Annotated in this window: 10 protein-coding genes and 2 pseudogenes; 4 read left to right on the forward strand and 8 right to left on the reverse strand. The window is 63.9% G+C overall.

Annotation, left to right across the window (positions count from 1 at the left end; genetic code table 11):
- Window positions 1–41: 41 nt before the first annotated feature.
- Window positions 42–1,802, reverse strand: a complete 1,761-nt coding sequence (locus tag ACTHN9_RS11235) for an AMP-binding protein (protein WP_440536833.1) — start codon at window positions 1,800–1,802, stop codon at window positions 42–44.
- A complete protein-coding gene (gene sauS, locus ACTHN9_RS11240; protein ID WP_440536834.1) occupies window positions 1,799–3,244 on the reverse strand; it encodes an acylating sulfoacetaldehyde dehydrogenase in 1,446 nt (481 codons plus the stop codon). Before sauS ends, ACTHN9_RS11235 begins: the two co-directional genes overlap by 4 nt.
- Window positions 3,245–3,453: 209 nt before the next feature.
- Between sauS and ACTHN9_RS11245 the strand changes: the two genes are divergently transcribed.
- Window positions 3,454–4,218 carry an IclR family transcriptional regulator gene (locus ACTHN9_RS11245; RefSeq protein ID WP_440536835.1) on the forward strand — a complete coding sequence of 255 codons (765 nt, stop codon included), beginning with the start codon at window positions 3,454–3,456 and terminating at the stop codon, window positions 4,216–4,218.
- Between the two features lie 61 nt (window positions 4,219–4,279).
- Here the strand turns inward: ACTHN9_RS11245 and ACTHN9_RS11250 are convergent, their stop codons facing one another.
- The 6 genes and pseudogenes from ACTHN9_RS11250 to ACTHN9_RS11275 form a co-directional block, all read right to left on the reverse strand.
- A complete protein-coding gene (locus tag ACTHN9_RS11250) occupies window positions 4,280–5,611 on the reverse strand; it encodes an MFS transporter (protein WP_440536836.1) in 1,332 nt (443 codons plus the stop codon).
- A 446-nt stretch (window positions 5,612–6,057) separates the two neighbouring features.
- Complete coding sequence (locus tag ACTHN9_RS11255) at window positions 6,058–6,255, reverse strand: addiction module antidote protein (RefSeq protein WP_440536837.1); 198 nt, start codon at window positions 6,253–6,255, stop codon at window positions 6,058–6,060.
- A gap of 105 nt (window positions 6,256–6,360) precedes the next feature.
- Entirely contained in the window at window positions 6,361–7,515 is a 1,155-nt protein-coding gene (locus tag ACTHN9_RS11260; protein ID WP_440536838.1) for an NHL repeat-containing protein, read from the reverse strand.
- A gap of 116 nt (window positions 7,516–7,631) precedes the next feature.
- Window positions 7,632–7,973 carry a helix-turn-helix domain-containing protein gene (locus ACTHN9_RS11265; RefSeq protein WP_440536839.1) on the reverse strand — a complete coding sequence of 114 codons (342 nt, stop codon included), beginning with the start codon at window positions 7,971–7,973 and terminating at the stop codon, window positions 7,632–7,634.
- Window positions 7,970–8,327: pseudogene (locus ACTHN9_RS11270) on the reverse strand (type II toxin-antitoxin system RelE/ParE family toxin). Before ACTHN9_RS11270 ends, ACTHN9_RS11265 begins: the two are co-directional and overlap by 4 nt.
- A 442-nt stretch (window positions 8,328–8,769) precedes the next feature.
- Complete coding sequence (locus ACTHN9_RS11275) at window positions 8,770–10,155, reverse strand: NCS2 family permease (RefSeq protein WP_440536840.1); 1,386 nt, start codon at window positions 10,153–10,155, stop codon at window positions 8,770–8,772.
- A 490-nt stretch (window positions 10,156–10,645) separates the two neighbouring features.
- On the opposite strand from ACTHN9_RS11275, the gene ACTHN9_RS11280 reads away from it, so the two are divergent.
- The 3 genes and pseudogenes from ACTHN9_RS11280 to ACTHN9_RS11290 form a co-directional block, all read left to right on the forward strand.
- A complete protein-coding gene (locus ACTHN9_RS11280) occupies window positions 10,646–12,577 on the forward strand; it encodes a diguanylate cyclase (RefSeq protein WP_440536841.1) in 1,932 nt (643 codons plus the stop codon).
- Window positions 12,578–12,814: 237 nt separating this feature from the next.
- Complete coding sequence (locus ACTHN9_RS11285; RefSeq protein WP_440536842.1) at window positions 12,815–14,311, forward strand: trypsin-like peptidase domain-containing protein; 1,497 nt, start codon at window positions 12,815–12,817, stop codon at window positions 14,309–14,311.
- 117 nt (window positions 14,312–14,428) lie between these two features.
- Window positions 14,429–14,596: pseudogene (locus tag ACTHN9_RS11290) on the forward strand (methyl-accepting chemotaxis protein); the annotation flags it as partial.
- Between the last annotated feature and the right edge of the window lie 53 nt (window positions 14,597–14,649).

Below are 14,649 nucleotides of genomic sequence, written 5' to 3' on the forward strand. Positions count from 1 at the left end.
GCCGCCTGCCGCCACCTCGGCGGTGCTTCCGTCGGCCGCCGTCAATCGGGCGCCGGCGCCACCAACTTCAGCCGCTGCACCTTGCCCGACGGCCCGCGCGGCAACTCGCTCACAAACCGGATCTCCTTCGGCGTTTTGTATCGACCGAGTTCGCGCAGGCAATGCGCGCGCAGCTCGTCGGCATCGGGTGCGCCGGGGCCGGCGAGCGCGCGCGGAACAACGAACGCGACGATCTCTTGACCGTAGGCGGGATCGGGCACGCCGACGGCGGCGGCATCGAGGACGCCCGGATGGCGCAGCAGCGCTTCGTCGATCTCGCGCGGCGCGATGTTTTCGCCCCCCTTGATGATCAACTCCTTCGAGCGGCCGTTGATGTAGAAGTAACCCTCATCGTCGCGATAGCCGAGATCGCCCGTGCGCAGCCACCCATCGGCGGTGAAGGCTTTCGCCGTCTCCTCGGGGCGCTTGTAGTAGCCCTGCATCACCTGGTCGCCGCGCAAGACGATTTCGCCCGGTTCGTTCGCCGCACATTCGCGCCCTTCGCGATCGACGACCTTCGCTTCGCTGCCCGAGGGCAGCCCAATGCTGCCGATGCGCCGCCGAGCCGGCTCGTATGGGTTGCTGAAGACGGGCGCGGCGGTTTCGGTCATCCCCATCGTCTCGATGATGCCGATGCCGAAACGCGCCTCGAACGCACGGTGGTGATCGGCCGGCAGCGCCGCCGAGGCGCTGCGGCAAAACTTCAGCGCCGAGAGATCGAAGCCGTGCGGATCGTCGCCACCTAGCAGATACGCGACGATCGTCGGCACGACGTTGATCCAAGTGCATCCGTAACGCGCCACGTCGCGCCAGAACGTGCGTGCCGAGAAGCGCGGCGTCATCGCCACCGACCCGGCGTGGTACAGCGGCGCGAGGAGCGTGACGACCAAACCGTTGATGTGATAAAGCGGCAACGACGAGAGCACGCGGTCCTCGGCACCTAGCCGATGCTCGATGCCGATCTGGCGCGCATTCGCCAGCAAATTGCGTTGACTCAGCAGCACGCCCTTGGGTGCTCCGGTCGTGCCGGAGGTGTACATGAGCAACGCGGCTCGGGCGGAATCGTCGGTATCGTCGGTATCGTCGGTATCGTCGCAATCGTCGCAATCGTCGCGATCGTCGGTATGGCAGGTATCGCCGGCACCATTCGAGTGCGACGCGCCCGCCGCGTCCCCCGTGGAGGAAACCGGCGCCGCGCATCGGTCCGCCAGCACTTGCTCGATCACCGGCACCACCGGCACCACCGGCAACGAGGGCAATTCGAGCGCGTCGGGGGCCGTCCGCACGAGCGCACATGTCGTCGCGGCACCCTCCTGCCGCCGCTCGGTCAGCACGGCGTCGAGCGCATCGGCTGTCTCGTCGCAGAAGAAAATCATCCGCGTATCCGAATGCTCGACGATATAGCGCAGTTGCGATCGCTGGCACAGCAAATTCAGCGGATGGGCAATCAACCCGCTATACATCGCGCCGAGCAGCAACGTGGCGGTCTGCAGGCCGTTGCCCATGAACACCGAGACGACCTCTCCCGGCATGATCCCGGCGCCGCGAAAACGCGCCTCGAGTTCGCGACAACGCTCGCGCAGCATGGCGAAGGTCACCACCTCGTCTTCCCGCTGCGTGGGGCCGTTGCCGTTGCCGTTGTCGATGTCGTTGCCGATGTCGTTGTCGTTGTCGTTCTCTGACGTTGCAATCAAGAACGGCTTGTTCGGGTATTGGATGGCGCGCGCGTCGATCAGCGCGCGCACTGTCATGAGCGCGCTCATCGACCGATCCTCCGAAAATAGTCGCCGAGTACGTCTTCCAGTTCCGGCACGTGCTCCGCGATCGGATAGGCGACACGCGTCACGTTCAGGTAGTACCGGAAATCGAGATTGCCCGAGAAGTTGTTGCGGCCCCATGTGCCGCAGCCCATCGATAAGGAAAACGGCAGGCCGTTATCGAAGTTGCCGCCCGTCGCGAGACAGTGAGCTTGATTGACGATCACGCGCGCAACCGGCAACCGTTCGCCCAGCGCAACCGCTAGCTCGGGTTGCGCCGTGTGCAGCCCCACCGAGTGCCCAGCGCCCATGTAGCCGTAGATTCCGCGCACGATATTCGCCGCGTCGGCGAAGTCCCGCGCCCGATAGACCGCCAGCACGGGCGCGAGCTTTTCTCCCGAGAATGGGTGATCCGCGCCGAAGCCGGTCTCCTCCACCAACAGGAAGCGGGGTTCGCACGCGGCCACTTCGTCGAGCCCGGCCGTTCGCGCGATATGCACGGCCGATTTTGCGGTGCAGCGTTCGGACAGCTTGCCGTCATGCCACATCGCCGCTTGTAGCCGCGCCTTTTGCGCGGCGTCGAGCAGCACGCCGCCGTTGCGTTGCAACGCGTCGAGCATCGCGTCGTACACTGCCGCCTCGATCACCACGCTGTTTTCCGACGAACAGCTCGTCGCATGGTCGAACGTCTTCGAGAGCGCGATCTTGCGGGCCGCTTCGCCCACATCGGCGGAGCCCTCGACGATCGACGCGACATTGCCCGCGCCCACGCCGAACGCCGGCGTGCCGCTCGCATAGGCCATGCGGACGTTCGCCTGCGAGCCCGTGGCGACGACGAGATCCGCCTCGCGCATCAACGCGGCGGTGGCCGCCTTGCTGACCGGCTCGGGCAGGAGCTGCACGAGCGCCGGGTCGAGCCCGGCCTTCTCGAACTGCGCGTGGATGAACTCGACCAACAGCGCGCACGACGAATACCCTTTCGGCGAAGGGGCAACGACGACGGCATTGCCGCACTTGAGCGCATTGACAATTTTGTTCGCGGGCGTGGCCGCCGGATTCGTGGAAGGCGTCACTGCTGCCACGACGCCCACCGCGCGAGCGATTTCGACGATCCCTTTGCGCGGATCGCGCGCAATGACCCCACAGGTTTTCAGCCCGTGCAAGTCGCGCAGCAACCCGAGCGTCTTGCGGTAGTTCTTGCGGAATTTGTCGTCGACGTTGCCGAGTCCAGTATCGCGCACCGCCAGTTCGGCAAGGCGGCGATTGCGCTCGGGCTCCATGATGGCCCAAGCGGCAGCCGCGGCTGCCGTATCGAGCGTCGTTTGACCGGCCGATTCGAACGCTCGCTGCGCCGCGCGGGCGCGGGCAACGAGCGCGGCGATCCGTTCGTTCGTTTCTTCCTGTGCTGGCACGCCGGCGGTTTCGGCTGCTGTGGCCCTAACGTTCATACGCGGCACTCCCGATCGAATGAATTGGCGGTAGTGCCAATCTATTCGTCGCATCGGCGCGGCGAGTCCCGTTTCCCGAGCATTTGCCGACTACGCCCGATCGCGCGGCGAAAAGCGCAAATTTCGGGACTTCCCCGAGTCCCGAAAAACGCAAGATCGGATACACAATGAGGGACGCGGCGGAGCGACCGCGACAATCGGGAGACACGATGTCCACGTCGAATCAATCGAATGCGGCGGCGGTGCGGGCGTTTCGGGTGCTCGAAACGCTGGCGCAAGCGGGGCACCCGCTTTCCATGACGGACCTCGTGAATGCGCTCGAGCTGCCGAAACAGACCGTGCACCGCATCCTCGTGCAATTGACCGACGCGTGGCTCGTTACCCGCGGCGCCGGCGATCGGCTCTACGAATGTTCTCCGCGCGTGCGGATGCTGGCCGTCAACGTGCTCATGCACGCCGGCCCGGCCGCGGCGCGCCACGTCTTGCTCGAACAGCTCGTGGCGAAAGTAGGCGAGACCTGCAACTTGACGATGCTCTCGGGCAACGACGTCGTCTACGTCGACCGCGTCGAGACCGAATGGCCGCTGCGGATGCACTTGCGGCCCGGATCGCATGTGCCCTTGCACTGCTCGGCGAGCGGCAAGCTCCTGATCAGCTTCTTGCCGAAGGATCGACGCGAGCGCATGATCGAAACCTTGCCGCTGCGCGCCTATTCGGATCGGACGATCACCGATCGCGACGCACTACGCAAAGAACTCGCGGCGACCCGCCGGCGGCGCCTCGCGATCAACGATCAGGAGCACTTGCAGGGATTGATCGCGATTGCGGTTCCCGTCATGCTGGACCGCAATCGTGCCTGCGCGGCGATCGCCGTGCAGGCACCGGTCGGGCGCGTGACGCTCGACGATCTGCTGGCGTTCGAGCCCGATCTACGTCACGCGGCCGAAGAGACGGCCAAGACGTTTCGCGCTTGAGTGCCGCACCGCATTGCACCGCATCGAACGGCGCGATGCACGCGTGCTGCTTTACCGCACGTCACGATGCGCTAACGACGGGCTTTTCGCTCGACGGCAACCGCCCGCGCCGGCCGCGTTCGATGGCCCTTGCCGAATACGCCGACACGATCGCGGAGAACAACACGTAGGCGCATATCGTCCACCACTTGCCGCCGCTGACTTTCCAAAGCGCGGTCGCGACGATGGGCGTGAGGCCGCTCGCGAAAATGCCGGAGAACTGATAAACGAAAGAGATGCCGGTATAACGCACGTTGGCATCGAACAGCTCCGCGAACAGCGCGGCTTCGGGCCCGTAGACCATCGCATAGCAGATACCGAACGGAATCACGATGGCCATCCAGATCAGCAGCGTGTTGCCCGGTTGGCTTTCGATAAGCCAGAACGCCGGATAGGCGGACACGCCGCAAATCAGCGATCCCCACGCATACATGCGTGCGCGGCCGACGCGGTCGGAAAGGCGGCCGAATAACGGAATGAAAAAGCACATGACGAGCGCGGCAATCATCACGCCGAGGAGCGCGTCGGTCCGGTCCATCTTGATGTGCTGCGTGAGATAGCCGATCGAGAACACCGCGAAGACGTTGAAGAAGACGCCATCGATATAGCGTGCTCCCATGCCGAGCACCAACTCGCGGCGGTAATTCGCCAGCATCTCGGCGAACGGCAGCTTCGCTTCGCGCCGCGTGCGTTTGAGCGCGGTGAACTCGGGCGTTTCCATCACCTTGAGGCGAATGTACAGGCCGATCATCACCAGCAGTAACGACGCGGCGAAGGCCACGCGCCAGCCCCATGCGAAGAACGCTTGTTCGGAGAGCAGATGCGAGACGGCCGCGACCATGCCGGAGGCGAGGCACAGGCCGATGGACAAACCGATTTGCGGCAAGCTCGCATAGAGACCGCGCTTGTCGGGGGGCGCGTATTCGTAAGCCATCAACACGGCGCCGCCCCACTCGCCGCCGAGGCCGATCCCTTGTAACACGCGCAGCGACAGCAAGAGGATCGGCGCCCAGATACCGATTTGGGCATACGTCGGCACGAAGGCGACGCCCGCGGTGGAGATGCCCATGATGAACAGCGTGAGAATGAGCGCGGACTTGCGGCCGATGCGATCGCCGAAGTGTCCGAACAGCACGCCGCCCATGGGGCGTGTGACGAAACCGACGGCGAACGTCGTATAGGCGAGTAACGTAGAGACGAGCGGATCGCTGGCTGGGAAATAGAGCTTGTTGAAGATGATGCCGGCTACGACGCCGTAGAGAAAGAAGTCGTACCACTCGACTGTCGCGCCGATCACGCTGGCGAATGCGACGCGGCGAATCATGCGGGAATCGATACGCGGATCGGACGTCATGAAACGGCTCCTCCTGTCCAATAGTGTCCAGGCCGCGCATTCGCGCGACTGGACGGGCGCCCCTTGGTCGTCTCCTCCGGGGCGGTTGCCGTACCTTGCGGCTCGACGCCGCTTGGCACGACTCGGTCGTTGGTTTCTATGTACTGAGCCGAAATCGACCGTTCAAGGGAATTTGGACAAGGGGGAGCGTTCTGGGACGAAAGAGGGAAAAACGTTTCAGTTTGGGGGTTGGGGAGCGGGCTGGACGGATGGGGGACGGAGCGCGGTTTTACGGACCTTGCATCATCTCTCGACGGTCGGCTCGAAGCCGGTATCGGCGTGCAAGATTGCTTGGTAGTCCTGACCACCGTAAAACACGAGGATGATAGCCACGCACTCGGCTTCTACTGCGAAGGCGATCACCGTGCGTTTCTTGTAGTTCGTAATGCGTAGCCCAGGTGGCATCCCTAGCAACTTGGCCGTTCGCGCGAGAGCCCAGTCTCCGTTGCGATTTGGGTCATGGCCTTGGCGCGTGCTACCACCCCCAGGGCGTGCGCGATATACGCCGCATCGTTCGTTTCGAACGCTTCCACCATGAATACCGCGAGCGCTTCCTCGCTGCCTAGATCCTCGGCGGGATCGTAGGTCGACAACTTTTCGGCCATTTCGCTCTCCCAGTTCATTCGCTAAAACCTGCGAGCGGGAATTGAAAAGCCTGAAAACGACCGTTCCCAGGCTGTCACCTTCCCGGCTGGCTATGCGATCGCGCGTTAGGAGTGGGCTGGCGCGATCTTGCGGATCAGGTTGTTGGGCGTATCGGCCACGTACACGTTGCCGCTGGCATCGATCGCCACGCTGTGCGGCAAGTTGAACGACGCGGCCGTCGCTTGACCGTTCGCGGCACCTTCCGCGCCGGACCCCGCGAGCGTAGTCACGTTGCCGCTCGCATCGATCTTGCGGATCAGGTTATTCGACGCATCGGCCACGTAAGCATTCCCGTTCGCGTCGACGGCCACGCCGAACGGACCGTTGAACGACGCCGCCGTCCCCTGCCCGTTAGCCGCGCCTTGGGTCCCGGCCCCCGCCAGCGTGGTGACGTTGCCGCTCGCGTCGATGCGGCGAATCAGGTTGTTGCCCGAATCGGCCACGTACACGATTCCGCTTGCGTCGACGGCAATGCCGCGCGGGGTGTTGAACGAGGCGGCCGTGCCGAGCCCGTTGGCCGAACCTTTGGCACCGGAACCCGCGAGCGTGGTGACGTTGCCGCTCGGATCGATCTTGCGGATTGCATGATTGAACGTGTCGGCCACGTAGACATTGCCGCTCGTGTCGACCGCGACCGCAGTCGGGAAATTGAACGATGCGGCCGCGCCGCGGCCGTTGACGGCACCGCTCGTGCCCGATCCCGCGAGCGTCGTGACATTGCCGCTTACGTCGATCTTGCGGATCTCGTTATTGCCGGAATCGGCCACATAGAGATTGCCGCTTGCGTCGACGGCGATGCCGTTCGGCAAAGCGAACGACGCAGCCGTGCCTTGCCCGTTCGTCGCCCCTTGGCTGCTAGATCCCGCCACCGTGGTGACGTTTCCGCTCGCATCGATCTTTCGGATCAGGCTATTGCCCGTGTCGGCCACATAGAGGTTCGAGTTGGCACCCATAGCGATGGAGGCCGGGTCGTTGAACGTCGCCGCGGTGCCCGCGCCGTTTGCCGAGCCTGGCGCGCCCGATCCCGCCACGGTGGAAACCTGAGCCGCGACGACCGTTGCCGAAGGCGTACCAGTGGACGGTGCGGTGGTCGATGCGGTGGTCGAGGGGCTCGCATTTCCTCCGCCGCAGGCGGCCAGTGCGAAAACGAGTGCGCCGGCCATGGCGAATTGGCCGATCAGGCGAAACGGTTGGGGATTAAGCGTGTGATTTCGATTCATTTTTTTTGTCGAAGGGTTAAAAGCCTGCGTGGCCTTGCTCTCAATGCCACAGGTAACGAGCAATGGCTGTCGATTGACGGGATCCGCCACAAATCGAGCTTACGAAAAGACGCGCATTATGCTACTACCACATGCGTATGGCCCACCGTACGCCGTTTGGTTTTCTTCACCACGATGTCGACGTCTCGCCCGAGCCGGTTCAGGCATTCGATCATCTTGGCTTGACTGATGCCTCGAAACTTGCCGCGCAGCATTTCCGAGAGCTTCGGTTGCGGCATCCCTAGCAACTCGGCCGCTCGTTGCTGCGTCAGATGGCGACGCTTAACGATTTCGCCGATCTCATGGGCGAGCCGCGCTTTGACAAGCATCTCATCGGCTTCTGGATAGCCTAGGTCCGCGTAGGGATTGTCACTGCCTTGCTCAATGCCGATGCCGTCGATCGTAGCTACCTTGCTCATGTCCGTGACTCCCTTTCCAATGCATCTACCGCTTTCAAACGCCGCTCGATCAATTCCATATCCGGCTTCGGCGTCGCAATACGACTCGTCGATTTCTTCTGGAAGCAATGCACCACGTACACCGCTTGCGCATACCGCACCGTATACACTGCACGATATGAATCGCCGTGATGGTCTTCCACCACTTCCAATACACCCGCCCCACCGAAGCCCTTCAACGGCTTGGCTGTGTTTGCCGCCCACTTGAGCCAAGTGCAGCGCGCAGCCGAAGGTGTCTTGCACATCCGCGGGCATGGCGCTCAAGTCCTTCTTCGTCGAACCGACCCAACGCAGTGCTTTGATTGTCTTCAGCATTGTCGAATTATACCTAAATGTAGATAAGCGGAGGTCCACAGGACGCGGTGGCCGCGCGCAAACGCGGGCTAAAGAAGGCGCGCTTCACTGGTCCACACGATACGCATTGCCCGGTGTCCCGACGATTCGGCCGAATGGGCACCTCCGATCTGCCCTCGGGTTGGAGGTGTTTTGGCCGCACCCTCGCGCTGACTGTGTTTTGTCAGACCCGACAAACCCCGCTCTCGAAACGAAGCTCACCCGCCCGAGAGAAGCGCTTCGAATATGAACCGCCACGCGCCTGATTCCTTCGAAGCCCACCTACAAAAAAGCCCGGAAACAACCGTTCCCAGGCTTGCAATCCACCAACGACAAGATGGCAGATGAGACTACTCGGTCATACCACGGCACCGCGCGAGCCGCGCAAGCGCGACGCCGCGAACAATCATCGGCCTCGGGCCGCTCAAATAGCCCAGCCGCCCAGATAAAACGCGGCCAGCACGACAGCGATCGCCACCGTCCCGACATTGAGCTTGCGAAATTCGCCGCTCACGACACGCCCGATCACGAGCGTCGCGAAGCCGAGCATGATGCCCGTCACGATGTTGGCCGTGAGCACGATGAACACGGCGGTCACGAGCCCCGACATCGCATCGACCATATCGTCCATGTGCAGCTTGCTCACATTGGAAAGCATCAACAAGCCCACGTACATCAGCGCGGGCGCGGTCGCATACGACGGCACGAGCCCCGCGAGCGGCGAAAAAAACATCACCACAAGAAACAACAGGCCAACCACCGCCGCGGCCAAACCCGTCTTCGCCCCCGCGGCCACCCCGACGCTCGACTCGATGTAAGCCGCCGCCGGCGCCCCGCCGAGAAAACCGGAGAAGATCGAACTGAGCGAATCCGCCGTCAGCGCGCGGCCGCCATTCACGATGCGCCCGTTTTGGTCGAGTTGGTCGGCCTGCCCCGCCACGGCGCGGATCGTCCCTGTAGCATCGAATACGGCCGTCATCACGAGGGCGAACACGCTCGGCAGCACGGCAACCGAAAGCGCCCCCTTGATGTCCATCGCGCCGATCAGCGAGGTATGCCCCGGCGCGCTCAACGAAGGCAACGCGAAGATCCCGTGATAGGTCACGCTCGGATCGAACGCGAGCCCGATCGCCGAAATCGCCACGACCACCAGCAAGATGCCGCCGGGCACACGGCGCTTTTCGAGCCCGAAGATGGCGGCGAGACCGATCACCGACATGATCACCGGAAACGCGCCGATATGTCCGAGCGCAAGCGGCAAGCCGCCGCCGGGGTTCTTGATCACCAGACCGACGTCGTTCGACGCAATCAGCAACAAGAACAAGCCGATGCCGATGCCGGTACCGTGCGCGACGCCGGTCGGCAAATTACGCAAGATCCACGAACGTATCCCGGTCACCGAAATACCCGTGAAAACCAGGCCCATCAAGAACACGGCCCCAAGCGCGACCGACGGCGAAATGCCTTTGCCGAGCACGAGACCGAACGCAGTAAACGCCGTGAGCGAAATCGCGCAGCCGATCGCGATCGGCAGCTTCGCCCAGAGCCCCATCAACAGCGAACCGAAGGCCGTCGTGAGACAGACGGCGACGAACACCGCGCTCGTATCGAACCCGGCCTTGCCCAGCATGCCGGGCACAACGAACACCGAATAGACCATCGCCAGGAAGGTCGTGACACCCGCGACGATTTCGCGACGCTGCGTACTGCCCTGCGTGGAAATGCCGAAGTATCGGTCGATGACACCCTGGGTGCCGAAATCGCGGGTTGCACCGACGCCGACCGTCGGTTGCGCAGGGGTATCGCTCATGAGCTTGCTCCTTTATCAGCGTGCTGAAACGGCCTCGCAGACCGTCGTCAGGTTTGTCTCGGATTTTGTAGATTGAGGCTTGTCGGCTTACGTCTGGGACGCTCGAGCCGCGCGGGACTCGTCGCTTCGAAACCATGTGCTAGTCGTGTTGGCGCCGCACGTCATGGCACTTCGACGTTGCGAAGGTTAGATGAACGCCCTATGTCGGCCTATCGGACGTGAAACATGCAGCCCATGTCACAGCGCTTATATCCCCGTGAAACCGGCGTTTCGTCATTGCCCACCGCGTGTTTACGCCTAGTGCGAATCTGTGATGTCGGTTATTTGGCCGCCCGGATCGGCACCGACGGAATGTACGTTCGACGAAGCGGCGACAGCGTCGCCCCAGCCGAACGGCCGACCCGCATACTTTTTCCAAATCGACCCTAAACCTGAGCGCGGAACGGGCCGTTAAATAGACGTTGACGGCATTTTTTTCAAGCGGCTTCGTATGCTAAAAACAGACTTGCGCGACGATGCCATGGGGAAGGCGATTTCATCCGACCATTCATCGGAACGCGCAACGATGCCGCCATCGCTGCGCGCCGAATGCGAAGCGGTGACCCGCCTTGCGCGGGCTCACTTCGGCGTCGCAGCCGCGCTGCTCGTCGCATCGGATGCCCTCGTTCAACGTGTGCTGGCCGCCGACGGAGCATGGCCTCGCTCGGCGCCGCCGGACGTATTCGCCGGGCCGGCGGGCACGCATACGAGCGACGGCGGATGGATCGTCGTCGAAAACACGCAGGCCGATCCGCGCTTTTCCTCCGCGCACGATACAGCGGCGCAATGGCCCCCATTGTTTGCCGGGAAGGCCCTCGTGGGCGCCGACGGACAACGGCTCGGCATGCTGTGTCTGCTCGACGACACCCCGCGCGCGTTCGATCCGGCGCGCATGCTGTTTTTGCGGGATCTGGCGGTATTGGCCGCGCAAACCCTTACCCGGGTGCGCGCGCATGGCGCATCCCGCAGGCCCGCTGCGTCGTTTCATATCGACGGCGAACTCGTGACGCTCGCGTTGACGGGAAGCGGAACCGGCCTATGGGACCGCGACGTCGTCACCGGCGAGATTCGCTATTCGCCCGCGTGGAAAGCGATGCTGGGGTACGAGCCGCACGAACTCAGCACCCGAATCGAGGACGCTTACTCGCGCGTGCATCCCGACGATTTGACCTACGTGCGCGCGACGATGCAAGCTCACTTCGAAAGCCGCACGGACAGCTATGTGGTCGAGCACCGGATTCGCTGCAAGGACGGCAGCTACAAGTGGATTTGCAGCCGGGGCAAGGTGGTCACCCGGGGCAGCGATGGACGCGCGCAACGCATGGTAGGGACGAGCACCGACATTACCGCATTGCGCGAGACGGCAACGAACCTGCAGCAAACGATCGACCTCGTCACGAATCTCACCAACGAGGTGCCCGGCCTCGTCTTTCAATACCGTCAAACCGTCGACGGGCGCGGCGCCTTCCCCTACGCGAGCGACGGCATTCACGATATCTACGAATTGACACCCGAGGACGTCGCGCGCAGTAGCGATGCGGTCGAAGCGCGGATCGATCCGCGCGATCTTGCCCTGTTCCGGCAGTCGTTGCGCGAATGCGCTTCGAAATTGACGCCGTGGCATCTCGAGTACCGTGTGAATCTCCCGCGCCAAGGGCTGTGCTGGCGCCAGGGCGACGCCCGGCCGCAACGCATGCCCGACGGCAGTACGCTATGGCACGGGTTCATCACGGACGCGACCGAGCACAAGCGAATCGAAGCGGAGCTGCATGAACTCGCCACCGTCGATCACCTGACCCAATTGCCGAACCGGCGGCATTTCACCATGCAAAGCGAGGCGGAACTCGCGCGGATCCGCCACGCGCACGGCGGCGAAGCCGCGGTGCTCATGCTCGACCTCGATCATTTCAAACGTCTGAACGACCGTTGGGGCCACGCGCTCGGCGATCGGGCACTGCGTCATTTCGCCGATGCGCTGCGCGCCGAGGCGCGCGCGGGCGACCTGATCGGCCGGATCGGCGGCGAAGAGTTTGCCGCCGTGTTGCCCGAGACCGGCGACGAGCAAGCCGTCGCCTTCGCGCGGCGCGTGCAGCAGCGCCTCGACAATACGCCGCTCGTGTTCGACGAGACGCATGTCCCGCTGACAGTGAGCATCGGTATCGACCGGATGCGCACGACCGACAGCGGCGCCTACCAAGCGCTCTCGCGCTGCGATAAGGCGCTCTATCTCGCCAAAGAGCGCGGGCGCAACCGGATCGAAGTCAACGACGAAGGCTCGGCGCAGATCGCTGCGCAACCTCCGACAAAGAGCATTGGCGAGTGTCTTGCGGCGCCCGGTTCAAAAAGCATGAGTGTCCCGTCCCCTAAGTTCTTCGATCAATGAGGTGGAACGCGAAGCGACATCGCCGAGACTCGGACTTGTTACACGCCGACCGTACGCTCGCTCACAGCCGATCCATTGCGCATCCACAACAATGCATGTGCTGGTGACCGACACTGGCCGACATTGGCCGACACACGATAAGTCCATTCAATCGCCCGTCCACAAGGCCACCCGCAAGACAACCATTGCAGGGGGTAAGCCGTGCGCAGCCAGAGACCGAGGGCGCGAGCCCTAACCGTGGGCCGCACCGCAGCGACGATCATATTGTTCGGCGGCGTGGCATTCCTTTCATCGGCGGCGTCGGCCGCGCAACCGGGCGCCTCGCCCGCGCGAACCGCACACGCATCGCCGCCGGCGCCGGCATCGGCCCAAATCGATTTCGCCGCGATGGTGGAACGATACGGTCCCGCCGTCGTCAACATCAGCACGGCACCGCCACCCGAGTCCGGCGATCAAGCCGATCAAGGCGATCAGGCCTATCAACGCGCCGCCGCCCCGGGGCTCGACAATCTCGATCCCGACGATCCCGTCTTCGCGCTGCTTAGAACGACGGCGGCCCCGCCGCCCTCGCAGCCGAGCGTCGCCGATCCGCCTCGCGTCTTCTGGGGCGCCGGCTCGGGCTTCATCATCAGCGCGGACGGTATCGTGGCAACGACCGCCCATGTCGTCAACCGCGCCGAACAAGTCACCGTCACGCTCACCGACAAGCGCCGGTTCAAGGCCGACGTGCTCGCCGTCGATCCGCAAAGCGACATCGCCTTGCTGCAGATCGACCATGCGTCGAAGCTGCCCACGATGCGGCTGGGCGATTCGTCGCGAGCACGGGTAGGCGAGCGCGTGCTCGCCATCGGCGCGCCCGACGGCGCGCAAAACACGGTCACGTCGGGACTCGTCAGCGTGACGCCGCACGCGTTGCCCGATGGCAGCACGTTTGCGTTCCTCGAAACCGACCTCGCGGCGGACCCGGACAACTCGGGCGGGCCGGTGCTCGACCGCAACGGCACCGTGATCGGTGTCGACATCCAGGTCTATGCCGACAATGGGCGCTACCGCAACTTGGCTTTGGCGATTCCGATCGAAGCCGTCCTCAAGCTGCGCGCGCAGTTGCAAGAGCAAGGCAAGCTGGCCAGCGGCAGCTTGGGCGTGCGCATGCAAGACGTCGATCCGGGGCTCGCCGCCGCGTTCGGCTTGCCGCATGCGATGGGTGCCCTCGTGACCGACGTCGCGCCCACCGCACGCGGCAGCGCCTCGAACGGCCTCAAGCCGGGCGATGTCGTCACGCGCATCAACGGCAAGGCGATCGAGCGTCGAACGGATCTGACCGAGTACGTCTCCGCGTTGCAGCCGGGGACCAAGGTCGCGCTGACGATCGTGCGCAATAAGAAGCCGATGTCGTTGACGACGACTGTCGTCGCCACGCGCACCGATGCGGCGCCCGCGAATCCCGCGGCGACGCAGGCCGGCGTATTGGAGCGGCTGGGATTGGCGGTGCACGCGTTGAGCGACGAGGACCGACGCACGATGGGGCTGTCCGCGGGCGTGATGGTGGATGCGGCAACGGGCGCCTCGGCGAACGCCGGTATCCAAGCGGGCGACGTCGTGCTGTCCGTCAACAGCGAATCGGTCGGTACACCGGAAGCGTTGGAACGATCGATCGCCCACGGCGGAAAGGAGGTCGCGCTATTGATTCAGCGCGACGATGCGCGAATGTTCGTGTCGCTCGCGACGCGCTAGGTCCCCTCCCCGCACTGCACGACGCCCTGCGGTGCCCGACGCACGGCTGATCCCGAGCAACGAGCACCGGCGCGCGGATCGCCGCCGGTGCTTGATCGATCATCCGCTCCCGCGGCGGACTGCTCCGAGCAAACGACGGGCATCGAACAGATCAATACCGCCGTCACGCAGATGGACGAAGTCACGCAGCAAAATGCGGCGCTCGTCGAACAAGCGTCGGCGGCCGCTCAGGCCATGGCCGAACAGGCCGAATCGCTGCGTACGACGGTCGAGGTGTTCAAGCTCAGGCCAGCCTGACGCCGCCACCCGCGCACGGGCACGCGCGGCGCCGACACCGC

Origin of the sequence: Trinickia sp. (assembly GCF_051953405.1) — a bacterium.
GTDB lineage: Bacteria > Pseudomonadota > Gammaproteobacteria > Burkholderiales > Burkholderiaceae > Trinickia.